General features: G+C 72.4%; 25 protein-coding genes. 13 read left to right on the top strand and 12 right to left on the bottom strand.

Features of this window, described 5'->3' with window-relative positions; translation table 11 throughout:
* Window positions 1-92: 92 nt before the first annotated feature.
* Genes AB0F15_RS18145 through AB0F15_RS18130 form a run of 4 tightly spaced genes read left to right on the top strand, consistent with a single transcriptional unit; the run spans window position 93 to window position 4,982 of the window.
* Window positions 93-1,838: a CocE/NonD family hydrolase gene (locus AB0F15_RS18145; RefSeq protein WP_360271244.1), complete on the top strand. Its 1,746-nt coding sequence runs from the start codon at window positions 93-95 to the stop codon at window positions 1,836-1,838.
* Complete coding sequence (locus tag AB0F15_RS18140) at window positions 1,835-3,460, top strand: AMP-binding protein (protein ID WP_360271242.1); 1,626 nt, start codon at window positions 1,835-1,837, stop codon at window positions 3,458-3,460. The genes AB0F15_RS18145 and AB0F15_RS18140 overlap by 4 nt, the downstream gene beginning before the upstream one ends.
* Window positions 3,457-4,233: an enoyl-CoA hydratase/isomerase family protein gene (locus AB0F15_RS18135; RefSeq protein ID WP_360271240.1), complete on the top strand. Its 777-nt coding sequence runs from the start codon at window positions 3,457-3,459 to the stop codon at window positions 4,231-4,233. The genes AB0F15_RS18140 and AB0F15_RS18135 overlap by 4 nt, the downstream gene beginning before the upstream one ends.
* A complete protein-coding gene (locus tag AB0F15_RS18130; protein ID WP_360271238.1) occupies window positions 4,230-4,982 on the top strand; it encodes an SDR family NAD(P)-dependent oxidoreductase in 753 nt (250 codons plus the stop codon). The genes AB0F15_RS18135 and AB0F15_RS18130 overlap by 4 nt, the downstream gene beginning before the upstream one ends.
* 25 nt (window positions 4,983-5,007) lie before the next feature.
* Here the strand turns inward: AB0F15_RS18130 and AB0F15_RS18125 are convergent, their stop codons facing one another.
* The 5 genes from AB0F15_RS18125 to AB0F15_RS18105 all read right to left on the bottom strand — a co-directional run bounded on the left by AB0F15_RS18125 (window position 5,008) and on the right by AB0F15_RS18105 (window position 8,086).
* The gene (locus AB0F15_RS18125) at window positions 5,008-5,637 is read right to left on the bottom strand and encodes a TetR/AcrR family transcriptional regulator (protein WP_360271395.1); all 630 of its coding nucleotides are present in this window, start codon (window positions 5,635-5,637) and stop codon (window positions 5,008-5,010) included.
* A gap of 47 nt (window positions 5,638-5,684) precedes the next feature.
* Entirely contained in the window at window positions 5,685-6,020 is a 336-nt protein-coding gene (locus tag AB0F15_RS18120) for a hypothetical protein (protein WP_360271236.1), read from the bottom strand.
* A 48-nt stretch (window positions 6,021-6,068) separates the two neighbouring features.
* The gene (locus AB0F15_RS18115) at window positions 6,069-7,154 is read right to left on the bottom strand and encodes an L-dopachrome tautomerase-related protein (RefSeq protein WP_360271235.1); all 1,086 of its coding nucleotides are present in this window, start codon (window positions 7,152-7,154) and stop codon (window positions 6,069-6,071) included.
* 5 nt (window positions 7,155-7,159) lie between these two features.
* A complete protein-coding gene (locus AB0F15_RS18110; protein ID WP_360271233.1) occupies window positions 7,160-7,567 on the bottom strand; it encodes a four-helix bundle copper-binding protein in 408 nt (135 codons plus the stop codon).
* Between the two features lie 63 nt (window positions 7,568-7,630).
* The gene (locus AB0F15_RS18105; protein WP_360271232.1) at window positions 7,631-8,086 is read right to left on the bottom strand and encodes a hypothetical protein; all 456 of its coding nucleotides are present in this window, start codon (window positions 8,084-8,086) and stop codon (window positions 7,631-7,633) included.
* Between the two features lie 108 nt (window positions 8,087-8,194).
* Between AB0F15_RS18105 and AB0F15_RS18100 the strand changes: the two genes are divergently transcribed.
* The 5 genes from AB0F15_RS18100 to AB0F15_RS18080 all read left to right on the top strand — a co-directional run bounded on the left by AB0F15_RS18100 (window position 8,195) and on the right by AB0F15_RS18080 (window position 14,059).
* Complete coding sequence (locus AB0F15_RS18100) at window positions 8,195-8,719, top strand: 2Fe-2S iron-sulfur cluster-binding protein (RefSeq protein ID WP_360271230.1); 525 nt, start codon at window positions 8,195-8,197, stop codon at window positions 8,717-8,719.
* Window positions 8,716-9,723 carry a xanthine dehydrogenase family protein subunit M gene (locus AB0F15_RS18095; protein ID WP_360271228.1) on the top strand — a complete coding sequence of 336 codons (1,008 nt, stop codon included), beginning with the start codon at window positions 8,716-8,718 and terminating at the stop codon, window positions 9,721-9,723. Before AB0F15_RS18100 ends, AB0F15_RS18095 begins: the two co-directional genes overlap by 4 nt.
* On the top strand, window positions 9,720-11,810 hold the full coding sequence (locus AB0F15_RS18090) for a xanthine dehydrogenase family protein molybdopterin-binding subunit (protein WP_360271226.1): 2,091 nt from the start codon (window positions 9,720-9,722) through the stop codon (window positions 11,808-11,810). Before AB0F15_RS18095 ends, AB0F15_RS18090 begins: the two co-directional genes overlap by 4 nt.
* Window positions 11,811-11,912: 102 nt before the next feature.
* A complete protein-coding gene (locus AB0F15_RS18085) occupies window positions 11,913-13,121 on the top strand; it encodes an FAD-dependent oxidoreductase (RefSeq protein WP_360271225.1) in 1,209 nt (402 codons plus the stop codon).
* Between the two features lie 113 nt (window positions 13,122-13,234).
* Window positions 13,235-14,059, top strand: coding sequence for a MarR family transcriptional regulator (locus AB0F15_RS18080; RefSeq protein ID WP_360271224.1), 825 nt, complete (start codon window positions 13,235-13,237; stop codon window positions 14,057-14,059).
* A 222-nt stretch (window positions 14,060-14,281) separates the two neighbouring features.
* Here the strand turns inward: AB0F15_RS18080 and AB0F15_RS18075 are convergent, their stop codons facing one another.
* The 5 genes from AB0F15_RS18075 to AB0F15_RS18055 form a co-directional block, all read right to left on the bottom strand.
* Window positions 14,282-15,079, bottom strand: coding sequence for a GAF and ANTAR domain-containing protein (locus AB0F15_RS18075; protein WP_360271222.1), 798 nt, complete (start codon window positions 15,077-15,079; stop codon window positions 14,282-14,284).
* Window positions 15,080-15,438: 359 nt separating this feature from the next.
* The gene (locus AB0F15_RS18070) at window positions 15,439-17,220 is read right to left on the bottom strand and encodes a DUF1996 domain-containing protein (RefSeq protein ID WP_360271220.1); all 1,782 of its coding nucleotides are present in this window, start codon (window positions 17,218-17,220) and stop codon (window positions 15,439-15,441) included.
* Between the two features lie 280 nt (window positions 17,221-17,500).
* The gene (locus AB0F15_RS18065) at window positions 17,501-18,229 is read right to left on the bottom strand and encodes a cupin domain-containing protein (RefSeq protein WP_360271219.1); all 729 of its coding nucleotides are present in this window, start codon (window positions 18,227-18,229) and stop codon (window positions 17,501-17,503) included.
* Window positions 18,230-18,246: 17 nt separating this feature from the next.
* A complete protein-coding gene (locus AB0F15_RS18060; RefSeq protein ID WP_360271217.1) occupies window positions 18,247-18,810 on the bottom strand; it encodes a TetR/AcrR family transcriptional regulator in 564 nt (187 codons plus the stop codon).
* A 43-nt stretch (window positions 18,811-18,853) separates the two neighbouring features.
* Window positions 18,854-18,988, bottom strand: coding sequence for a hypothetical protein (locus AB0F15_RS18055; protein WP_360271215.1), 135 nt, complete (start codon window positions 18,986-18,988; stop codon window positions 18,854-18,856).
* An 11-nt stretch (window positions 18,989-18,999) separates the two neighbouring features.
* On the opposite strand from AB0F15_RS18055, the gene AB0F15_RS18050 reads away from it, so the two are divergent.
* The 4 genes from AB0F15_RS18050 (at window position 19,000) to AB0F15_RS18035 (ending at window position 22,503) form a co-directional block, all read left to right on the top strand.
* Entirely contained in the window at window positions 19,000-19,884 is an 885-nt protein-coding gene (locus AB0F15_RS18050) for an RNA polymerase sigma-70 factor (RefSeq protein WP_360271213.1), read from the top strand.
* 19 nt (window positions 19,885-19,903) lie between these two features.
* The gene (locus AB0F15_RS18045) at window positions 19,904-20,269 is read left to right on the top strand and encodes a hypothetical protein (protein WP_360271211.1); all 366 of its coding nucleotides are present in this window, start codon (window positions 19,904-19,906) and stop codon (window positions 20,267-20,269) included.
* Between the two features lie 187 nt (window positions 20,270-20,456).
* Window positions 20,457-21,875 carry a fatty acid desaturase gene (locus AB0F15_RS18040; RefSeq protein WP_360271209.1) on the top strand — a complete coding sequence of 473 codons (1,419 nt, stop codon included), beginning with the start codon at window positions 20,457-20,459 and terminating at the stop codon, window positions 21,873-21,875.
* Between the two features lies 1 nt (window position 21,876).
* Window positions 21,877-22,503 (top strand): TetR family transcriptional regulator, encoded by a 627-nt coding sequence (locus AB0F15_RS18035; RefSeq protein ID WP_360271207.1) that lies wholly within the window; start codon window positions 21,877-21,879, stop codon window positions 22,501-22,503.
* Window positions 22,504-22,507: 4 nt separating this feature from the next.
* Here the strand turns inward: AB0F15_RS18035 and AB0F15_RS18030 are convergent, their stop codons facing one another.
* Entirely contained in the window at window positions 22,508-23,338 is an 831-nt protein-coding gene (locus AB0F15_RS18030) for a haloalkane dehalogenase (protein WP_360271205.1), read from the bottom strand.
* A 10-nt stretch (window positions 23,339-23,348) separates the two neighbouring features.
* Window positions 23,349-23,786, bottom strand: coding sequence for a MarR family transcriptional regulator (locus AB0F15_RS18025; RefSeq protein WP_360271203.1), 438 nt, complete (start codon window positions 23,784-23,786; stop codon window positions 23,349-23,351).
* Window positions 23,787-23,852: the final 66 nt, after the last annotated feature.

The following is a 23,852-nucleotide window of genomic DNA, read 5'->3' as shown; positions in this document are numbered from 1 at the left end:
GGCCGGCGACGGTACATTGACAGGGTACGTACGTGCTGTCTAACGTACCCAGCAGTCGAGTCGCCGTCGCCAGCTCATCGAGGAGCGCCGCCATGCCGCACCTGTACGAGACAGATGTCCGGATTCCGATGCGTGACGGCGTCGGCCTGGCCGCCAACGTGTGGCGCTTGGCCGACGGCGAGGGGCCGGCGCTGCTGGTGCGTCTCCCGTACGGCAAGGACGCGATGGGTACCGGCCACGAGCTCTCGCCTGACATGCTGGCCGTGCTGGAGGCCGGCTACGCGCTGGTCGTGCAGGACTGCCGCGGTACGCACCGCTCGGAAGGCGAGTTCGTTCCCCACCAGACCGACCGGACCGACGGCGAGGACACCCTCGCCTGGATCGCCGCCCAGCCGTGGTCCGACGGCACGGTGGGCATGTACGGGCCGTCCTACCTCGGGATGGTCCAGTGGGAAGCCGGCGCGACCGGCTCTCCCGCGCTGAAGGCGATCGCGCCGTGCGTCACCTCGATCGACAACTACGAGGCGCCTTGGTACTCCGCGGGCGGTGCGCTTTCCCTGAGCCTGGTCACGTGGTGGAACGCCGTGATGTACACGGCCGACGCACAGCGGTCCCTGGCGCTCGGCGAAGGCTCGTCGGCCCAGGTGCAGGAGCTCTTCCAGGCGTTGCTGACCCAGGAGTCCCTCAACGACGTGCTGCCGACGGCCGAGGTCCCGGTCCTCAAGGCGTACGGCAAGTGGTGGGACGACTGGATGGCCCACCCGGCGCACGACGAGTACTGGGACGCGATGGAGCTCACGGCCGAGCTGAAGAACGTCACCGCGCCGGCGCTGAACATCGGCGGCTGGTACGACCTCTACATCGGACAGACCGTGCGCACTTTCACCACCGCGCGCCAAAAGGCCGGCAGTGCGCCGGCCCGTGAGGGACAACGGCTGGTCATCGGTCCGTGGGACCACCTCTCCGCGAGCGGGGTCTACCCCGGCCGCTCCTTCGGCCCGATGGCCGCGCCCCGGCTGATGGGCCTGACCGACCTGCACGTGAAGTTCTTCGACCGCTGGGTCAAGGGCGACACCACCGCGTTGGACGACGTGGCGCCGGTGAAGCTCTTCGTGATGGGCATCGACCAGTGGCGCGACGAGCAGGACTGGCCGCTGCCCGACACGACGTGGACCGGCTTCCACCTCACCAGCGCCGGCCACGCCAACACCGCGGACGGCGACGGCGGGTTGACGACCGAGCCGCCGGCCACGTCCGAGCACGACACCTACCTCTACGACCCGCGCCGCCCGGTCCCCACCGCCGGTGGGGCGTGCCTGCCGATGACGCCGGGGTTCGGCGGCCCGGTCGACCAGCGGACCGTCGCCGGCCGCGAGGACGTCCTGTGTTTCGCCGGTCCCGTGCTGGCGGAGCCGGTCGAGGTCACCGGCCCGGTCAGCCTCAAGCTGTTCGTCTCTTCGTCGGCGGTGGACACCGACTTCACCGCCAAGCTCGTCGACGTCTTCCCCGACGGCAAGGCGATCAACCTCTGCGACGGGATCCTGCGGGCCCGCTACCGCAACGGTCTCGCCACGGAAGAACTGATGGAACCGGGCACGGTGTACGAGATCACCGTCGACATGACGGCCACGGCCAACGTTTTCCTGCTGGGGCACCGGATCCGCGTGGACGTCTCCAGCAGCAACTTCCCCCGCTACGACCGCAACACCAACACCGGCGGCGTCATCGCCCGCGAGACCGAAGCACAGATGGTTCCCGCGATCAACCACATCCACCACGGGCCGGACCACCCGAGCCGGCTCGTCCTGCCGATCATCGACCGCACGGACCAGCGGTGAGCGCCGCCGACCGGGTCGCCGAGCTGACCGCGGAATTCGGCGCACCCGTCCTCGACGTGGCGTGGCTGCTGTGTGACCGGCACCCCGCCGACCGCGTCGCGTTCACCGTCGTCGACGGCGCCGGAGAGGCTTCGACGCTGTCCTACGGAGAGCTGGCCGCGCGCTCACACCGCTACGCGCGGGCGTTGCAAGGGCTCGGCGTCGGTCCCGGCGACCGGGTGGCGACCCTGATGGGCAAGAGCACCGACCTCGTCACGGTCATCCTGGCGATCTGGCGGCTCGGCGCGGTCTACGTCCCGCTGTTCACCGCGTTCGCGCCCCAGGCCATCGCCCTGCGGCTGGCCGGCTCGGGCGCGCGGGTGGTGGTCGTCGACCCGGAACAGCGCCCCAAACTGGATCCGGGCCCGGACCTGCCGGACGACCCCGAGCGCCGTGTCGTCGTCACCGGAACCGGTGCCGGATCACTGGCGGACCTCGTCGCCGCGGCATCGCCGGAGCCGGTGCCCGCCGTCCACACCAGCGGGGACGGGCCGCTGGTGCCCATGTTCACCTCCGGCACCACCGGCAAGCCCAAGGGGGTCATCCACCCCGTCGCCTACATCGCCGGCTGGCAGATCTACCTGGAGTACGCCCTCGGCGTCACCCCGGAGAGCAGCTACTGGTGCGCCGCCGACCCCGGCTGGGCCTACGGGCTGTACGCCGCGATCGTCGCCCCGCTGGCGGCCGGCCTTCCCAGCCTGCTGCTGGCGGGCGGGTTCTCCGTCGAGACGACCTGGCGCACCCTCGTCGCCCACTCGGTCACCGACTTCACCGCCGCGCCGACGGTGTACCGAGGGCTGCGCTCCTCGTCGGTGCCCGTGCCACCGGGGTTGGGCCTGGAGCGGGCGTCCAGCGCGGGGGAGCCGCTGACCCCCGAGGTCAACGACTGGGCGGCCGCCGCGCTCGGTCTCGCCGTGCACGATCACTTCGGCCAGACCGAGGTCGGCATGCCGCTGGCCAACCACCACCATCCCGCCCTCGCCCGCCCCCTCAAACCCGGCTCGATGGGGCGGCCGGTGCCCGGCTGGAGCCTCACCGTCCTGGCCGACGACCGGGACGAGCCCGCCGAGCCGGGCGTGCTCGGCCGGGTCGCGATCGACGTCGCCGGGAGCCCGCTGATGACCTTCGTCGGCTACCAGCTCCCGGGGCAGAGCGACGCCAAGTTCACCGCCGACGGCCGCTGGTACCTCACCGGCGACGCCGGCCGGGTCGACGCCGACGGCGACTTCTTCTTCTCTTCCCGCGACGACGACGTCATCATCATGGCCGGCTACCGCATCGGGCCGTTCGAGATCGAGAGCGTCCTCGCCCAGCACCCCGCCGTCGCCGAGTGCAGTGTCGTCGGCGCCCCCGACGACGTCCGCGGGGAGGTCATCGAGGCCTACGTCGTCCTCCGCGGCGGCAACGAGGCCTCGCCGGAACTGACGACCGAACTCCAGCACTTCGTCAAGACCCGCTACGCCGCCCACGCCTACCCGCGCACGATCCACTTCCTCGACGCGCTGCCCAAGACACCCAGCGGCAAGACCCAGCGCTACCTGCTGCGCCGTCGGCGGGCCGAACTCACCGCGGAGGCGCGGTGACCGGCGTGGAACCCCTGCTCGTCGAGCAGCGCGGCGAGGTCCGGTGGTTGTGGCTCAACCGTCCCGAGCGGCGCAACGCCCTCGACGTCACCCTGATCGAAGCCCTGGACAAGCAGATCACCAGCGCCGAGGCCGATCCCGCCACCGCGGTCGTCGCGGTGGCGGGCAACGGGCCGAGCTTCTGCGCCGGCGGCGACTTCCGCCAGTTCCTGGACCTGCACGACCGGGGCCACAACCCGGCCGGCTTCCTGGCCGAGGTCTCGGCCTGCTTCAGCCGGATCGCGGCCGCCACCAAACCGTGGGTCGCCGTGCTGCACGGCCACGCCGTCGCCGGTGGCCTCGAACTCGCGCTGGTGTGCGATGTCGTGATCGCCGCCGACACCACGCTCATCGGCGACGGTCACCTGGCGCGCCGGCTCCTGCCGGCCGGCGGGTCCAGTGTCCGGCTCCCCGCCGCGGTGGGGCGCGGGTTGTCGCGGTGGTTGCTGCTCACCGGCGAGCTGTTGCCCGCCAACGCTTTCGCCGCCACCGGCTGGATCCGGGCGATCGTGCCCGAAGCCGACCTCGACGCCACGGCCACCCGCCTCTGCCGGCAGCTGGCCGAGCGCGCGAGCCCGGCCCAGCGGCGGCTCAAGACGTTGCTGCACCGCATCGACGGCGTCGAGCCCGAACCCGCCCTGCGCGAGGAACTCGCGACCTTCGCCGACAACTGGACGGCGAGTTCAGTCGCCGAAGCCCTGCGCACTTTCCTCGCTCCCGGAGAAAACCCATGAATCGCTACCACGGACGCGTCGTCGCCATCACCGGTGGCGCGCAGGGCCTCGGGCTCGCCATGGCCACCCGGTTCGCCGCCGAAGGTGCCGCCGTCGCGCTGGCCGACGTCAACGACCGGGTCCTCGCCGACGCCGCCGAGACCATCCCCCACGACGCCGAACTCCGCGCCGACGTGGTGGACGTGACCGACTCCGCCCGGGTCGACGCCTGGATCGCCGAGGTCACCGGCACCCTCGGCCGCCTCGACGTCCTGGTCAACAACGCCGGCATCATCCGCGACAACCGGGTCGAGGACATCACCGACGACGACTGGCACGCCGTGCTCGGCGTGAGCCTCACCGGCGGCTTCCACTGCGCGCGGGCCGCGTTCGGCCCCATGAAGCGCCAGGGCTACGGCCGCATCATCAGCTTCTCCTCGATGTCCTGGCGCGGGAACTTCGGCCAGGCCAACTACGTGGCCGCCAAGGCGGGCATCGTCGGCCTGACCCGCACCCTCGCCCTCGAAGGCGCCCGCCACGGCATCACCGCCAACGCCATCGCCCCCGGCCTGATCGAAACGCCCATGCTCGCCTCCATGAACGGGGCCGCCCGCGACAAGCTCACGGGCAAGGTCCCGATGCGCCACACCGGCCGCCCCGAGGACATCGCCGAGGCCGCGGCCTTCCTCGCGAGCGAAGCCGCCGGCTACGTCACCGGCGTCGTCCTGGACGTCGACGGCGGCCTCTCCATCGGCTCCTCGATCCGGTGACCGGCCGCGCTCAAGCCGGCGGCGCTCAAGCCGGCGGCGCGCTGAGCCCGTGCAGCAGGAGATCGGCCATTTCGGTGTACGCCTGACCCGCGCTCAAGCCGTCGCTCAGGAGCACTCCGGACTGGACCCCTTCGATGGCCAGCGCCACGAGCTGCCCGGCGAAGTTCCCGTCGATCGGCCGCAGCGCCCCCTCCTGGACGCCGTCGGCGATCAGCTCCCGGACGCGCCGGGCGGCGGCCGCGGAATTCGTCCGGTAGATGCCCGCGGTCGACCGGAGCCCGATCATGTCGGCGTAGAACTGGGTCGAACAGCGGCTCATCGCCCGGCCGACCCCCGACAGGTAGGCCGGGATGCGCAGCCGGGGATCGGCCACGTCGGCCACGGCCTGCTCGATCTGTTCGGTCGCCTGCTTGAAGAACCCCTTGGTCAAGGCCACGACGAGCTGCTCCTTGGTGCCGGCCACGCTGTAGAGCGTCGCCTTCGAGCAGTGCAGCCGCTGCGCCAGGTCGTCCATGCTCAGCGCGAGGAAGCCCTCGGCGAGCACCAGCTCTTCCAGATCCGTGAGCAGCTGGGCCCGGCGTTCGGGGTCGACCCGCCGACGCCGCGCCGAACCGTTGCCGGTGTCGCCCATTCCCGTCATCGCAGGCCCCGTCATCACCGGCCCAGTATGACGGTCGGCGAGTTGCTGCCGCAGGGCGTTGGTCAGCGGGGGAGAAGGAGAAGAAGATCCACCGCCACGACGGCGGTGGGGACCGCACCGAGCGCGACGCAGGACAACCCGGCGAGCCAGATCGTCCGGCTACGCGGCCGCCGCGACACCCGGATCGCGGACGCGCCGGCCACGACTGTCCAGCCCGCGGCCACGGCGAACGTCGTGACTGTCGTCCCGGAACCGGCCCAGTCCCGGTCGCCGCGGGCCGAGGCGACGAAGAGGAGCAGCGCGCCGGTGGCCGCGATTCCCAGCGAGACGAGGACGAGACCGAGCGCCGTGACCACGGCTTTGGCCGCGCGAACGCTCCGGGTGCCGTCTTCTCGCACGACCGGCAGGGTACTCCGAGCCGGTGATCCGGCCGGCTCCGGTGCAGCTCAGCGGAGGCTGACCGGCCCGGCGTCGATCGGGGTGCGGAACAGGAAGTACGGGGGACGCCGGTCGTCCTGGCCGCCGCGGTACTTGCCCTGGCGGTGCAGCTGGTTCGCGGTCACGTAGAGGTGGCCGTCGGCCGCGACGGACATCGTGTCCGGCCACAGCAGGCGCGGGTCGTGGACCACCGTTTCCCAGCGGCCGTCCGGGTGGCGGCGGTGGATCGCGTTGTGCTCGCCGTCGGTGACGTACAGGCGGCCCTGGTCGTCGGTTTCCATGCCGTCGCCGACGCCGCCCTTGTCGCCTTCGTCGATGAGGGTCGCGGCGACCGCGTCGTCGTCGGCGTCGCGGTTGATCAGGGCGTCGGTGGAGACGCTCCACCAGCGTCGTGAGGCGAGGCAGCAGTAGTACAGGCGCGCGCCGTCGGCGCCGATGGCGATGCCGTCCGCGCCCATCGCGACCGGGCTGGTCGAGCCGTCTCCGTCCCGTTCGACGAAGTCGCGCCCTTCGACGACCATGCGCAGGCCGGGCGCGACCTCGGCCTTGGTGCTGGGGTGGTCGTGCAGCCGCCGCCAGGATTCGCCCGTGGTCAGGTCGACGACGATGATGCCGTTGGGGCCCTGGTCGGCGGAGTCGGTGATGAACGCGACCCCGCGGCCGAGATCGAAGCGGACGTCGTTGAGGTAGGTGGTGGGCAGGGCGACGTCTTCGGGGAAGAGGATGGTGCCGGTGACTTCGTCGCGGTCGAGGTCGACGCAGACCAGCTTGGGGCCGCCGTGGGCGGTGGGCCGGAACAGCGGGCTGCCGGTGTCGAGGATCCAGAGCCGGTCGGCCGGGTCGACGACGATGCTCTGCACCGAAACGAGCGCGTCCGGGTCGGTCCGGCTCTTGCTGTCGTTGACCGCCTGGCTGGGGTAGGGGACGAGTTCGCCGTCGCGGATTTCGGCGGCGGTGAAGCGGACGTCGTCACCCCACTTCGGGAAGTTGACGAAGACGCGGCCCCGGCGCGAAACGCTCACTCCCGTCGGCATCGCGCCGGAGAATTCGTGCACCACTTCGAGGTCGCCCAGCGGCCGGTCGGTTTCGGGCACGGCGATCACACCGTGCCGACGAGGTGCTCGCGCAGCTGACGGCACGCGTCTTCGCAGCTGCGGCAGGCTTCGGCGCAGAGAGCGCAGTGCCGGTGGTGGTCCGCGTGCTGTTCGCACTCTTCGGCGCACACCCGGCACGCCTCGGCGCACGCCCGCAGCAGCGCGTCCAGGACGGCGAGGACGCCGGCGCGGCGGGACAGCACCCGGGCCGTCGTGGCGCAGAGGTCCGCGCAGTCGAGGTCGGTGCGGATGCAGTGCGCCAGTTCGGCGACGGCCGGTTCCGACAGGCAGGCGTCGGCGCAGACGGTGCAGGCGCGGGCGCAGGCGAGGCATTCGTCGATGCAGTTCGCGATCGCGGCGGGGTCGAGGCCGCCGAGGCTGTCGGGGTGGCTTTCGATCAGGGGCAGCGTCATGGGTCTTCCTCCGTCGGGGCGGCGTAGGGGGTGACCGCCTCGGCGTACCCGGTCGGTGCTCGGTCAACCACCGGGCGGGCGCGCCCCCGGCGGGTGTTCAGGCGGCGGAACGTCGTGACTCGGCCTGCCGGTGGCGGGATCGTCCGGTGCCTCGAGCGCGGCGGCGCGGATCCGGTCGGCGACGGCGGCCGACCGGTGGCCTTCGGCTTTCTCGAGGTGGACAGCCGCGCCGGGACCGCCGGGCAGCGCGGCTCGCTCGTGTTGCCCCGCGGCGCGGTCGTGGGCCAGCGCGGACCGGAGCAAAGCGGCGCGCACCCGGACCCGGGCCGCGCGCGCACGCTCCCGGGCCTGTTCCGGCGCGGGGTACGAGTCTGCCGCTCCCCGGTCGTGTCCAAGGCTTCCGGCACCGGCTCTCCGCCGGGCGAGAGCGCGGTGCCAGTCGTGCGCGACGGCCGCGCGCTCACCGGCGCGCCGGGCGGCCTCGGCCGCGGCTGCGGCGGGATGGTCCGCAGCGTCCATCGGGCGATTGTCCCACGTCCGGTGCGGTCCCCGCCGCGTCCGCGGGCTCTCCCCGTTTCACATCGGCGCCTGGGGGTAAGCCGAACGATCTCCCCGAGAGGCGGCCCCATGGCGACGACCGAGAGCACCGGCACGGAGTGCACCATCGAGGTGCGGATCGACGGCACCGAGCACCGGCTGGCGGTGGATCCGCGCCGCACCCTGCTCGACCTGATCCGTGACCAGCTGGGCGCGACGGGCGCGAAGAAGGGCTGTGACCACGGCCAGTGCGGCGCGTGCACGGTGCTGGTCGGCGGCCGCCGCGTGCTGGCCTGCCTGACCCTGGCGGTGACCTGCGACGGTGCGGACGTCACGACCGCGTCCGGGCTGGCCGACGGCGGCGAACTGCACCCGATCCAGCAGGCTTTCCTCGCCAACGACGCGTTCCAGTGCGGGTACTGCACGCCGGGGCAGATCTGCTCGGCGGCCGGGCTGCTGGCCGAGTTCGCCGACGGCGCCCCGAGCCACGTCACCTCGCCGGTCAGCGGCACCCCCCGGTGGTCCGACGAGGAGATCGCCGAACGGATGAGCGGCAACCTCTGCCGCTGCGGGGCCTACGCCGGGATCGTCGCCGCCGTCCGGGAGTCGCGATGAAGACCTTCACCTTCGCCAAGCCCGCCACGGTGGCCGAAGCCGTCCGGGCCGTGGCCGCGGAGCCGGACGCGGTGTTCCTGGGCGGGGGCACCAACCTCGTCGACCACCTCAAGCTGGGGGTGGCCCGGCCGGACCGGGTCGTCGACGTCACCGGTGTGACGTCCGAGGAGATCCGCGAGGACGACGACGGCAGCCTGTTCGTCGGCGCCGGGGTCCGCAACAGCGACCTGGCGGCGCACACGGCGGTCCGCGAACGCTTCCCCGTCCTGGCCGAAGCGCTGCTGTCCGGCGCGTCGGCGCAGCTGCGCAACATGGCCACGACGGGCGGGAACCCGTTGCAGCGCACCCGGTGCCTGTACTTCCAGGACGTCACGACGCCGTGCAACAAGCGCGAGCCCGGCTCCGGGTGCTCCGCGATCGGCGGGGCCACCCGCCAGCACGCGATCCTCGGCGCGTCCGAGGCGTGCGTGGCCACCCACCCGTCCGACCTGGCGGTCGCGCTGACGGCCCTGGACGCCCGGGTGCACGTCGCCGGGCCCGCAGGCGAGCGGGAAATCGCGTTCGGGGACCTGCACCGGCTGCCCGGCGACCACCCCGAAGCCGACACGGTGCTCGAGCACGGCGAGCTGATCACCGGCTTCACCCTGCCCGCCGTGGCGTGGTCGCGGCGGTCGGCCTACCGCAAGGTCCGGGACCGGGCGTCGTACGCGTTCGCGCTCGTCTCGGTGGCCGCCGGGGTGTCGCTGGTGGACGGGAGGATCGACGACGTCCGCGTCGCGTTCGGCGGCGTGGCCCACAAACCCTGGCGGGCCACCGAAGCGGAAGCTGTGCTGCGCGGCGCCCGGCCGGGCGAAGACGTGTTCCGGGCCGCCGCGGACGCCGAGCTGGCCGGCGCCCGCGCGCTCGAGGGCGTCGACGGCGGGAACGCCTTCAAGATCCCGCTCACCCGCCGCACCCTCGCCGCGGTACTGCGCGAGCTGACGACCGAGGAGCCGAACCGATGACCGAGCTGCTCGAACCCCACGCCATCGGGACCGCGACCACCCGGCGCGACGGCCCGGCCAAGGTCACCGGGACCGCGCCGTACGCCTTCGAGGCCCCGGCCGACCGGCCGCTCTACGGCCACCCGGTGCAGGCCACGATCGGCCGCGGCCGCTGCGTCCGGATCGCCACCGTGTCCGCCGAAGCCGTCGACGGCGTCGTCAAGGTGATCACCCCGTTCACCGCCGAGCGGCTGGCCGGCACGGACGACGCCGAGCTGGCCGTGCTGCAGGATCGCGAGGTGCCCTTCCGCGGCCACGTGGTCGCGCTGGTGCTGGCCGAAACGCCGGAGGCCGCGCGTCACGCCGCGGAGCTGGTGACGGTCGAGTACGAGGCCGAGCCGCACGACGTCGAACTCGGCGCCGATCGTTCCGACCTGTACGCGCCGGACTCGGTGAACCCGGACTTCCCGACCGACACCGCGCAAGGGGACGCCGACGCCGAGCTCGCCAGGGCGGAGGTGACCATCGACGAGACGTACACGACGGCGATGCAGCACAACAACCCGCTGGAGCCGCACGCGACGACCGCGTTGTGGGACGGCGGGGTGCTCGACCTCTGGGACTCCACGCAGGGAGTCCACCCGGTGCGGTCCACCCTCGCCGACGTCTTCGGGCTGCCCGAGGACAAGATCCGGATCCGCTGCCCCTACGTCGGCGGCGGGTTCGGTTCGAAGGGCACGGCGCACGCGAACGTCGTCCTCGCCGCCATGGCCGCCCGCGCGGTGCCGGGCCGCGCGGTCAAGCTGGCGCTGACCAGGCCGCAGATGTTCGCCCTCGCCGGTTACCGCACGCCCACCATCCAGCACGTCCGGCTCGGCGCGGACCGCGAAGGGCGCCTGCGTGCGCTGCGGGTCGACGTCGTCGAGCAGACGTCGCGGATCAAGGAGTTCGCCGAGCAGACCGGGGTGCCCGCGCGGATGATGTACGCGGTGCCGAACCGGGCCACCAGTCACCGGCTCGCCGCGCTGGACGTGCCGGTGCCGTCGTGGATGCGGGCGCCGGGGGAGTGCCCGGGGATGTTCGGCCCGGAGGTCGCGATGGATGAGCTCGCCGTGGCCCTCGGCCTCGACCCGATCGACCTGCGGGTGCGCAACGAACCCGACCGCGACCCGGAGACCGGACGGCCGTTCTCCAGCCGGAACCTCGTAGCCTGCCTGCGCACCGGGGCCGAGCGCTTCGGCTGGGCCGGGCGGGACCCGCGGCCCGGGGTCCGCCGGGACGGCCGGTGGCTGACCGGGACCGGGGTCGCGGCTTCGGTGTACCCGGCGAACCGGTCACCCGGGTCCACGGCGCTGATCCGGTTCGAAGGCGGCCGGTACGTCGTGGAGATCGGCGCGGCCGACCTCGGGACCGGCGCCTGGACGATCCTGCCGCAGATCGCGGCCGACGCGCTCGGCGTGCCCGCGTCGGCCGTCGAGGCCCGCATCGGCGACACCGGCTACCCGAACGCGACGGTGGCCGGTGGCTCGTCCGGCACGGCTTCGTGGGGAACGGCGGTGGTCGCGGCCGCGCTGGCGTTCCGCGACAAGTTCGGCAGCGACCCGGCCGAGGGCGCCGAAGCCACCGCGGACACCCCGGAGAACCCGGCCGAGGAGCAGTACTCGATGTACGCGTTCGGTGCGCAGTTCGCCGAGGTGCGGGTCGACGCCGACACCGGCGAGATCCGCGTCCCGCGGCTGTACGGCACGTTCGCGGCCGGCCGGATCGTCAACCCGGTGACCGCCCGCTCGCAGTTCCTCGGCGGGATGACGATGGGACTTTCCATGGCGCTCTTCGAAAACAGCGTGCTGGACCCGCGCACCGGGCACGTGGTCAACCACGACCTGGCCGAGTACCACATCGCGACCAACGCCGACGTCGGCGACCTGCGCGCGGACTGGCTCGACGAGCACGACCCGCACGTGAATCCCATGGGTACCAAGGGCATCGGGGAGATCGGCATCGTCGGCACCGCCGCGGCGGTGGCGAACGCGGTGTACCACGCGACCGGCGTCCGGGTGCGGAAGCTGCCGATCACCTTGGACGCGCTCCTGCCCGAGCTCCCCTGAGCCTGGTGGTTACGCCGGTCCGGTGAGCCGGCTCACATCCGGTCACAGCGGTGCCGGGCCTGGTGTCTTGAGGCCGAACACATCGGAACCTGAGGAGACACCATGAGTGGGAACACGCACGTGGTCGTGATCGGCGGCGGATACGCGGGTGTGCTGGCCGCGAACCGGCTGACGCTGCGCGACGACGTGACGGTGACGCTGGTCAACCCGCGCCCGGACTTCGTCCACCGGGTTCGCCTGCACCAGCTGGCGAGCGGGACGGGCGACGCGGTCGTGGCCTACCGGGACATCCTGGCCGAGGGCGTCCGGCTGGTGGCCGGCACCGCGACCCGGATCGACGCGGCGGAGCGGAGCGTGACACTGGCGGCCGGCGACCCGCTGGACTACGACTACCTCGTCTACGCCGTGGGCAGTGGCAGCGCCGAACCGGGTGTGCCGGGAGCGGCGGAATTCGCCTACCCGATCGCCACCCTGGAGCAGGCCCAGCGGCTGCGCCCGGTCCTCGACGCGGCGCCCGCGACGGCCCCGGTGACGGTGGTCGGCGCCGGGCCCACCGGCATCGAGACCGCGGCCGAGCTGGCGGAGCAGGGCCGCCGGGTGACCCTGGTCTGCGGTGGCGTGCTCGGCCCGTACCTGCACGCCCGGGGCCGGCGCACGGTGGCGAAGCGGCTGGCCGAGCTGGGGGTGACGGTCATCGACGGCTCCGACGCGAAGGTCACGGCGGTGACCCGCGACGCCGTGCGGCTCGCCGGCGGCCGTGAGCTGCCGAGCGAGGTCACCATCTGGACCGTCGGCTTCGGCGTTCCGGACCTCGCGGCCCGCAGCGGACTGAGCACCGACGCCGTGGGCCGCCTGCTCACGGACGAGACGCTGACGAGCGTGGACGACGCGCGCATCCTCGCGGCCGGGGACTCGGCGGCCCCGTCCGGCCTGCCGCTGCGGATGAGCTGCCTGAACGCGCTGCCGCTGGCCGCGCGGGCCGCCGACACCGTGCTGAGCAGGCTCGCGGGCGAGCAGCCGGAAAACCTTCGCCAGTCGGCCTACGCCCAGTGCATCAGCCTGGGCCGGAGCGCGGGCATCTACCAGTTCGCCAGCCGGTCCGACGTCGCCGGGTGGCTGCACATCGGCGGTGGCCTGGGTGCCCGGATCAAGGAATTCGTCTGCCAGGGCATTCCCGGGCACCTGGCCGACGAGGCGCACAAGCCCGGTTCGTTCCGCCTGCACCGCCTTCCGGGCGGCGCCGCCAAGCGCCGGCAGCTGCTGCGCGCCGCCCGCGCCGAGGCCCCGGCCGTCGCCGCCCGGGTCGCCTGACGCCGGGCCCGGAAAAAGTTCGGGCGGAGTTGTCGGATCCGGGCCGCCTCGTTCGTGGCCAGGGTGAGCGGCCGCCCACGAGGGGCGGTCGCGACCACCGGAGAGGCAGACCGATGTCGCACCCCCAGGCCAAGGTCCACGGCATGTTCGAGCTCCTCGAGCCGATCGCCACCGTCACCTTCTCCGAGGTGCCGGACGAGGCGTTCCTGGCCCTCGGCATGCGCAACTACTGGGACGGGTACTTCGCGGGCCGGGCCGCACCCCTGGGGCTCGTCCCGGCCGAGGTGGTGCACGCGGTGTTCTACAACTTCGCCGACGGCGAGGTGGCGCGCCACATCCCGTGGGTCTGGGGCAAGGTCACCCCCGAGGAGGCGATCGCCGTGCGCGAGCGGGGCAGTGCCGCCGCGCTGCGGCAGTTCATCGGGGAGCTCGCCGATTCCCCCGCTCTGGTGCGGGCCGCCGACCTCGCCACCCGGGCGGCGGTCAGCGCGCCGATCGAGGGCCGGGCGCTGTACGCGGGGCTCCGGGCGCTCGCCGTCCCCGAGGAGCCGGTGGCCCGGCTCTGGCACGCGGCGACGCTGCTGCGTGAGCACCGCGGGGACGGCCACAACGCCGTCCTCGTCGCCCACGGCATCGGCGGCACCGAGGCCCACGTCCTCGTCGCGCTCTCCCTCGGCATGCGGGCGGCGGAGTTCGGCCGGATCCACCACCTGCCGGAGGCGCGGCTGGCCGCGGTCGTCGACGGGCTGCGCGGCCGCGGCCTCGTCGACGCCGACGGTGGGTTCACCGACGCCGGCCGGGAGCTCAAAGAGCGGATCGAGGCCCGCACCGACGACCTGGCGGCGCCGGCGTACGCCGTGCTCGACGCGGACGAACTCGACGAGCTGATGGCGGGGCTGGGGCCGATCGCCGCCGCGGTACAGGCCGCCGGCGGCTGAGGTGCCGGCTCACGATCGGAGGTGGAGGGGGTGGGCGGTCCGCGACCAGGCTTGCTGTTGAACCGGTATCGCGAACCTGGGCCGCCGGCAGCGGACCGGGGCCCTGCTGTCTGCGACTTGGCTGCAGTCTGCTGGCTGGGAGGGGCAGGCGACCAGAGCAGGAAGCCGGCAAGGCGGGGAAGTCATTCTTTCGGGTGAATCTGCTTCTCGTCGGGGGACAGGTCAGCCGGTGGGCAGGTCGATCTCGGTGTGGCGATCGGCGAGGACCGTGGCGAGCTGGGCCAGCTTGACGTTGAGGTCCTGGGACGTCCGCCGCAGGACGTCGAAGGCGGCGTCCGCGGAGATGCCGCGCCGCGCCATGATGATGCCCTTGGCCTGGCCGATCACGTCGCGGCTGTCGATGGCCTTGCGCAGGTGCGCGGCCTGCAGGTCCGCTCGCGTGACGGCGTCGGTGGCGGCCAGGGCGAGGGAAGCGTGGGTCGCCAGCAGGAGCAGCACGTCGCGGTCGGCGGCGTCCAGCCCGTGCCGGGACCGCGAGTACACGTTGAGGGCGCCGCTGGACTCGCCGCTGGGCGGCCCGCTGATGAGGGCGGTGGAGAGGACCGAGCCCATGCCGAGGTGCGTGGCGGCCGGCGCCCATCGGGGCCAGCGCGGCTCGGCCGTGAGGTCCGGGGCGATCGCCACCGCCGGGCCGCCGGGGTCGGCCGCTTCGACGCAGGGGCCTTCCCGGAACCGGTACTGCAGCCGGTCGAGTTCGATGGCGACCTCGTGGGTCTCCTCGGGGGTGTGGAAGCGGCCCTCGGCGTCGAGCAGGGTGAAGCTGGCGAGGTCGGCGGACGGGACCATCACCGTCGTGGCTTCGAGCACGCGCCGCAGGACCTCGTCGACCGTGGGGGCGGCGAGCAGGTTGCTCGCCAGCTGGGCGAACTGCCGGGCCAGGGGCCCGTGGTCGAGCCGGTGGGGCCGGATGTCCGCGACGAAACCTTCTCTTTCGCGCTGCCAGTCCTGCTCGCTGCTCATGCCGTTCTCCCTGAAGTGGCTGCGGGAAGACGGCTGCCTGCTCAACCATCGCGACGACCCACGGTAACCCGCCGGACCGGCCGGACGCCATGAGCACGGCCGCACCGCCGTCCGGCCGCTGCCCGCGCGACCGCAAGGACGGTGACCGGGTGACGACGGCGGCCTGCTGAGATGACCGTCGTTGCCCGACACCGCCCCGACGGTGTGGGGTGATCATCCCGGCAGGCCGCCGGCTGTCCCCGAGACCCCGTCCCGAGTACAGGCAACCTACCCAGCCGCACGGGTGGTCAATCACCGGGCACGTGGCCGGGTGCCCGCCGCGGGGATGGCGGCGGCGGGCACCCGGTCCGGCGCTCGGGTCAGGCGTTGCAGGTCTTGTTGCGGTTGATGCAGTTGACGACCTGGTTCATGATGCTCTGGGACATCACGTTGGCGAAATCGTCGTGGTCGGACAGCGGGTTGTGCTTTTCGGTCGGGAACGAGTCCACTTTGTACTGCTTCTTGACCTGGATGTCGTGCGGGATGTCGTAGACGAGCGTGGTCCGCAGCTCCGGCACCGCCTTGAACCCGGCGGCGCAGCGCCCGGCCTTGTCCGGGAACACGATGTGCGTGCGGTGGTTGGCGCTGTCGGTGTTCTGGCCGTCCCAGCAGCTCGGGAAGTCGTGGATCCGCTCCACCTTGCTGCCTTCGGGGCAGATCGGGTACTTGTCGGTCAGCCGGTTCTCGAAGCCGGTGCAGGTCCACGCGGCCCGGGTGTTCTTGGTGCCGTTGATCGACGGCTTCGCGTCGCCGCTGAGCGCGCGCAGGAACTTCGGCATCGCGACCACCGTGCCGGTCGGGCTGCCGCGGAAGGTGATGCCCACCTTCGCCGGGCGCTGGATCTGGCCGTCGTTCTCGGGCAGCTCGTTGTTCGCGTCCGGGCCGGGCAGCGGCGGTGCCGCCGTCGCCCCGCCGTTGTTCCCGTTGTTGCCGCCGTTGTTGCCGGCCTGGCCGAGGCTGCAGGGAGCCAGCGAGCCGAGGCCCTGCGGTTTGGCGGCGGTGCGGCCGATGGCGATGGCCATCCGGTCGATGGTGGCGACGCGCTTGTCCTTGAGCGGGCCGAGGATGGCGTTCTGGACGAAGTTGGGGCCGCCCTGGCCCTGGGTGCTGACGAGCCGCTGGTTCGCTTCCTGGATCTGCGTGTTCAGCAGCTGCAGGTTGCGGTCCACTTCGGCCTTGGCGGAGGCGGGGACGGCGGGGAGCTTGCTCGCGACGTCCGGGCAGGTGATCTGCTGCACCGCGCCGCCGGGGGCGCCGCCGCCGTTGCTCGCGGCGTTGCCGCCGCTGCCGGCCTGCTCCCGCAACGTGCAGGGGGCGAGGACGCCGAGGCCCTGGGGTTTGGCGGCGGTGCGGCCGATGGCGATGGCCATCCGGTCGATGGTGGCGACGCGCTTGTCCTTGAGCGGGCCGAGGATGGCGTTCTGGACGAAGTTGGGGCCGCCCTGGCCCTGGGTGCTGACCAGCCGCTTGTTCGCTTCGTCGATCTGCGTGTCGAGCAGGTCCAGGTTGCGGTTCACCTCGGCCATCGCCGAGTCGGGGACGTCGGGCAGCCGGCTGGCGACGTCCGGGCAGGTGATCTGCTGGCTGGCGGCGTCCTGGGCGGCCTGGTCGCGGTCGCCGTCCGGGGACTTCGCCGGCGGGTTCTTCTCGTCGTCACCGGTGTCGATGCGCACCACCGGCCAGAAGTAGGCGGATTTGTCGCCGTTCTTGCACGTGGTCCCGGCGGCGTCGAGGCTCTTGTTGTTCGAGTCCGCGTTGGACGAGAGGTTGCCGACGTAGTCGTGCAGGTGCTGGGCGCCGTTGTGGATCCCGGGCTGGGCGACGAAGTTGTCGGGGTTGAAGTGCTGGTTCTCGTTGCGGCCGCAGTCCACGGTGAAGGTGCCGGTGGATGCGCCGCGGGCGTTCGCGGGGGCGGTGTTGTTCGGGGCGACCTTGAGGATGTCGATGTAGAGCGCCGGGTCGGCCTCGTCGGCGCTGGCCTGGCCGGGCTCGCCGAACGTCGTGGCCACCACGATCCCGCCGGCGGCGACGGCGAGCGCGATGGCACCGGTGGCGATCTTGGTGCGTCGGGAGATGCGGTGCTTTCCCGTGTTTCCGGGCATGAGGTGACTCCGTGGGGTTCAGGAAGGGGAATCCGGGGAATCCACTGGCCCGACACCAGTGGAGAGGTTATCTGTTAGCGATAACAATGCCCGTGTTGTGAAGCTGTGACCGATTCTTTCAAGCGGTCAATTCGGTGGGGCACGGCCGTAATCGTGACCTGCGGAAGCCGTGTTGTCCAGCGTTTTGTGACCGGGCGAAAGACTTCGGAAATGTGGTGAACCGAAATGAACCGGGGTCCGTGTACCCAGGTGAGGCGTGGAGTGTGGCCCGGGCGGACCGTCAGCTGTCCAGCGCGGTCAGGCTCGGGGTTTCGCCTGGTCCGACGGGGAAGTAGGCGAGGAACGTGACCCCGTCTTCCAGGGCGTCGAACCGGTCGATCCTGGTCCGTTCCGGCTCGTGGAAGATGTCGCCGGGGGTGAGGACGGATTCCTGTTCACCTTCGATCCGGTAGACGGCGGAGCCCGTTTCGATGCTGCCGAACACCGGTCCGTTGTGGACGTGCAGGCCGGCGCTTTCGTGCGGCGCGATGGTGATGCGGCGGACCTCGACGTGGCCGATCACGCGAGGTGCCGGGAGGTGCTGGTCCAGCAGGACCGTGCGGGTGACGGCCGGGACGGCGGCGGGTTCGCCCTCGCCCGCCGGTTCGCCGAGTTCGGTCGGGGTGCCGTCGGCGGGGAGTTCCTCGATCGCCAGGTGGGTCAGCGACGTGGTGTCGGTGGCGCCGTGCCAGTGCCACTCGCCGGCGGCGACGCGGACCGTGTCGCCCGGCCTGATCAGCTGGGCGGGGCCACCCCGGCGCTGGACGTAGCCGGTGCCTTCGGTGACGACGAGGACCTGGCCGAGCGGGTGCCGGTGCCAGCGGGTCCGGGCGCCGGGGGCGAACTGCACGCGGTCGACCCGGGTGCGGGACGGGCCTTCGGGGACGGCGAGCGAGGTGACCCACGCGCTGCCGGTGACGGCTTCGGCGGGGATGGCGGTGCTGGTGGACGGAACGCGGCGGACCTGCACTTCGGTTCTCCCGGGGTTCAGCGGCGGTGGGCGGCGAGCAGCGCGAGCAGGCCGGAGACGGCTTGGTCGAACGGCTCCGGGGTGTTCGCGGCGCGGGCCAGCACGTAACCGCCCTGCAGGACGGCGACGATCGTGGCGGCCAGCGCGGCGGTGTCCAGCTCGGCGGCCAGTTCGCCCGCGACGCGGCCTTCGTCGAGGACCGCGGCCAGCCGGGCGCGCACCCGGGTGAGTGTCTCGTCCACCGGCGCGCGCAGCACCGGGTCGGCCACGATGTCGGGGTCCTGGGTCAGCCTGCCGATGGGGCAGCCCTTCAGCACTTCGCGTTCGCGCCGCAGGTAGGCGGTGACGCGGTCGACGGCGGTGCCGGACGTGCCGAGCTGCGCGTCGGCGGCGTCCAGCAGTTCCTCGGCGCTGCGCTGCACGGCGGCCAGCGCCAGCTCCTTCTTGCCGGCGAAGTGGTGGTACATGCTGCCCTGGCCGGCGCCCGCCCGCTGCTGGATGGCCTTGGGGCTCGTGCCGACGTAGCCCCGCTCCCACAGCAGCTCGCGGGCGCTGTCGACGAGCTGGTCCCTGGTTCCCATGGGGCTCGACTGTACATACTAGTAGGTACAGAATCAACCGATGTCACACCGGGCCGCCCAGCGGTGTCTTGAGGTCCGGCACCGCTCGTGCCGTCTGCCGGGTACAGCCGGCGGCCGGTGCGATGATCACCCGCGTCCGCCACGGCAGCGCCGGGTTCACCGCCTGCCCGACGACCACATGGAGAGGCCATGAACGACCCGGCGACCGCGACCTTCGTCGCCCACCGGAACCTGCTGTTCACCGTCGCCTACGAAATGCTCGGTTCGGCCGCCGACGCCGAGGACGTCCTCCAGGAGACCTGGCTGCGCTGGGTCGAGGTCGACCCGGCCGGGGTACGCGATCAGCGGGCGTACCTGGTCCGGATCACGACCCGGCTCTCGCTCAACCGGCTGCGCACGATGAAGCGCCGCAAGGAGGCGTACGTCGGGCCGTGGCTGCCGGAGCCGCTGTTGACGACGCCGGACGTGGCCGAGGACGTCGAGCTGGCCGAAAGCGTGTCGATGGCGCTCATGCTGGTCCTCGAGACGCTGGCGCCGACCGAACGAGCTGTTTTCGTGCTGCGTGAGGTGTTCGACGTCGGCTACGAGGAAATCGCGGCGGCGGTGGGGAAAACGCCGGCCGCGGTCCGGCAGATCGCGCACCGGGCCCGCCGGCACGTCGACGCCCGCCGTCCGCGCGAGGTGGTCTCCGCACGCGAAACCCGCGCGGTGCTGGAGTCGTTCCGGCGCGCGGTCGAAGGCCGTGATCTGGACGGGCTGCTCGCGGTGCTCGCCCCGGACGTGGTGTTGATGAGCGACGGCGGCGGCCTCAAGCAGGCCGCGCTGCGCCCGGTGACGGGGGCGGCCAAGGTGGGCCGGTTCATCTTCGGCGGCGTCGGCCGGACGGAGGAGGAACTGACCAGCGTCCCGGCGGTGGTCAACGGCAACCCGGCCCTGCTGCTGCACCTGGACGGCACGCTCGACGGGATCATGGCGGTCCGCGTCGAGGGCGGCAGGATCACCGGCCTCTACTACGTCCGCAACCCGGAGAAGCTGACCCGCGTGGCCGCCGAGACGCCGTTGACCCTGCGGTGAAGGCGGTATCGTGCCCGGCGTGTGCCGGTACGGGGAGACGACCTACAAGGTCCACTACGTCTGCGTGCCGTGCCGGAAGAGTCACAAGTACCCCCGGGACGGTGCCGAGCACCGCTGCCCCACCTGCCACCGCCCGATGACGTTCGCCGGGCACGACTTCGCGGCGCCACCGCGCCGGGACGGCTCGGGATGGGCGGCGGTCGCGGCGGTGCTCGAGGCCGGGCTGAGGTACGAGGGTTTCGAGCCCTGCGGCTGCGGCCGCGAGCCGAAGTCCCGCCCGCGAACCGCGGCGCAGGTGCGGGCCCGGCGGCGGGTGGCCCGGCGAGCGGGCGTGCCGGAGGCTGAGGCGCTGGCGGCCCGGGATCCGCACGACCTCCTCGGCTGAGCCGCGCGAGATCGAGCTGACAACACTGAGCCCGTAAGGCTGAGCCCCCGCGAGACCGAGCCAGCGAGCTTCAACGCCAGCCCGGCGCCTGCTTCCGCACCCAAGTCGCTTGACAAACAGGGGGATATTGTCAATCCGACTGGACATCCCCTATCCTCCTGTCAACTCAACCGCCAAGGAGGGTGTGATGAGCGAAGCGACCGGGACCGTGCCCGCCGGTTCTACCGAGCTGTGGCGCGACCGCAAGCGGTACCTGTGGCTGATCGGCCTGGTGGTGCCCTCCCTGGCGTTCCTCGCCATCGGGTTGCACGCCGCCACCGGGTGGGGCGGCTGGTTCTGGATCGGGCCGGTCGTGATCCTCGTGGTCGTCCCGCTCATCGACCTGGCCGCCGGGCTGGATCGCACCAATCCGCCCGACGACGTCCTCGAACGGCTCGAGAATGACCGCTACTACCGGTGGATCACCTTTGCCTTCCTGCCCGTCCAGTACCTCGGCTTCGCGGCCGCGTTCTGGCTGATCGCGCGCGGTGATCTCGCCGTGGTGGACAGGGTCGGGCTCGCCGTGTCGATCGGGTGCATCGGCGGGATCGGCATCAACACCGCGCACGAGCTGGGCCACAAGAAGGAGAGCCACGAGCGCTGGCTGTCCAAGATCGCGCTGGCGCAAAGCTTCTACGGGCACTTCTACATCGAGCACAACCGCGGCCACCACGTCCGCGTGGCGACTCCGGAGGACCCGGCGAGCAGCCGCGTCGGGGAAAGCTTCTACCGCTTCTGGCCCCGCACCGTGTTCGGCTCGCTGAAGTCGGCGTGGCGGCTGGAACGCAAGCGCTACGCCCGGCGCGACCGCCATCCCTTCCGGCTCGGCAACGACGTGCTCAACGCCTGGCTGATGTCCGCGGTGCTGTGGGCGGCGATGACCGGCTGGCTCGGTGCCGGCGTCCTGCCGTACCTGGTGATCCAGGCCGTCGTCGGGTTTTCGCTGCTGGAGGTCGTCAACTACATGGAGCACTACGGCATGCGGCGGCAGCGGGTCGGCGTGCCGGGGCGGCGGCGCTACGAGCGCGTCGATCCCAGCCACAGCTGGAATTCCAACAACATCGCCACCAACGTCCTGCTCTACCACCTGCAACGGCACAGCGACCACCACGCCAACCCGACCCGCCGGTACCAGACGCTGCGCGACTTCGCCGAGTCGCCGGTGCTGCCCACCGGGTACGCCGGGATGATCGTGCTGGCGCTCGTCCCGCCGCTGTGGCGCCGGGTGATGGACCCCCGGGTGCTCGCGCACTACGGCGGTGACATCTCGCGCGCCAACATCCAGCCCGGCCAGCGGGCGAAAGTCCTGGCCCGCTACGGAACCCGCGGCACGGCGGCCGGGCGCGAGGTCGCCGACACCCGCGGAGACGCCACCGAAGGCGGCATGTGCCCCGGCTGCGGGTACGTCTACGACGAAGAACGCGGCGATCCGCGGGAGGGTTTCCCGGCCGGCACGCCCTGGACGGCGATCCCGGACTCCTGGTGCTGCCCCGACTGCGGTGTGCGGGAAAAGATCGACTTCGTCGCGCCGGGCCGGGCCGGCTCGCCCGAGGCAGGCACGACCTAGAATGACGATCATGAGCGGGGCAGTTCCGGCGGCGGCCGCGGGTGGCCAGCACCGGCGGCCGATCATCGCCGCGGCGATCGAGCTGACCGCGCGGTCCGGCTGGCCGGCGGTCACGATGGCCCGGCTGGCCGAGCTGGCCGGCGTCAGCAGGCAGACCGTGTACAACGAGATCGGCTCCAAGGCCGCGCTGGCCGAGGCGATGGTCGCGCACGAGCTCGAACGGTTCCTTTCGGTCGTCGGCGCCGCCTTCGACCGCCACCCGGACGACCTGGTCGAAGCGATCTACGACGCCGTCCGCGCGGTCCTCGAGCTCGCCGACGACAACAAGCTGCTGCGCGCGATCGTCTCCGCGACCCATGGCGCCGCCCCCGAACTCCTCCCGCTGCTGACCACCGAGGCGGGTGCCTTGCTCACCCAGGCGAAGGCCGTGGTGGCCGGGCGCGTGGCCCGCTACCGGATCCCGCTGACCGGCGACCGGGTCGACGTGGTGATCGACCTGGTCGTCCGCACGGTCCTCAGCCACGTCATGCAGCCGTCGGACACCCCCGCCCGCACCGCGGACGCCCTGGCCTGGGTCGCCGCGCGGGTCCTCGGCGTGCCGGCGAACCCGCCCCTGCGGCACACCTGACGCCTCAGCGGAGCCCGTGCCGGTCCAGCCACGCCGCGATTTCGGCGGCGATCTCCTTCGGCCGGTCCTCCTGGGCGTGGTGCCCGGCTTCCCCGCAGGCGACGACGTCCAGCGCGGCGATGTGGCCGGCGCACCACTGCGCCATCTTCTCGCCGATGAGCAGGGTCGGTGAGCCTTCGAACGTCATGAGCAGCTTCGGCGTGCCGTCGCTGCCGGCCAGCCACTCGTCGTAGGCCTCGATGCGTTCGACGAGCTCGGCCGGGTCGCCGCCGAGCGGCAGCTGGCGCGCCCAGGCGAGGACCGGGCGACGGCTTTCCGGGGTCGGGAACGGCGCGAGGTAGGCGGCCAGGTCGTCGGCGCCGACCGGGGTGCGCACACCGCCGGTGAACGCCTGGCGGATGAACAGGTCCTGCGTCAGCACCAGGTCCTCGCCGACGCCCGGCGTGCGGATCTTGCGCGACCGCTCGGCCGCCTGCGGCGTCAGGTCGTCCCAGGCCATGGGTTTCACGATGGTTTCGAAGAACGCGAGCCCGCGGACCCGGCCGGGGTGCCGGGCCGCCCGGTCGAAGGCGAGGGCGCCGCCCCAGTCGTGCCCGACGAGGACCACGTCGTCCAGGCCGAGCGCGTCGAACCAGGCGTCGAGGTGACGGGCGTGGTCGGCGAAGGTGTACGCGATGTCCGGCTTGGGCGAGCGGCCCATGCCGATCAGGTCGGGGGCCAGCAGGCGTCCGCCGCCGATGTGGGGCAGGACGTGGCGCCAGCCGTGCGACGAACCGGGGTTGCCGTGCAGGAAGACGATCGGGGTGCCGGTACCGGATTCTTCGTGGTGCAGCATGGCTGTCCTTTCAGGACTCGAGAGGGGTGTCGAGGAGGAGGGTGAGCTCGCGGGCCAGCGCCGCGGTGCGCTCGCCGTTCCGGCCACCGAGGGGTGCGAGGAGCCGGTCGAGCAGTTCGGCCACGGTGGCGATCGCCGGCTCGGTCACCTCCCGCCCGCGGGGGGTGAGGCGCAGCCGGACGGTCCGGGTGTCGGCGGGATCGCGGGTGCGCTCGACGAGCCCGTCGGTGTCGAGGGTGCGCGCGAGTTTGGAGACGTAGAGCGCTTCGAGGCCGGTGTGGTCGGCCAGTTCGCGCTGGCTCGGCCGGGCGCCGGCGCGCTCCAGCCCGGAGAGCGAGGACAGGAACACGTACTGCGCGTGCGTCAGCCCGAGCGGGGCGAGGGCGCGGTCGACCGCCACCCGCCACTTGGTGGAGAGCCGCCAGACGAGGTGACCGGGGGTGCTCATGCCAAATACTGTACATGGCTACTAAGTACATGGCTACTATTTCTGCCAGGGGGGCCGGACCCGGCG

Source organism: Amycolatopsis sp. NPDC026612 (assembly GCF_040638285.1).
GTDB lineage: Bacteria > Actinomycetota > Actinomycetes > Mycobacteriales > Pseudonocardiaceae > Amycolatopsis.
Note: the sequence above shows the minus strand (reverse complement) of the source record. Positions and strands in the feature narration are given on the sequence as shown.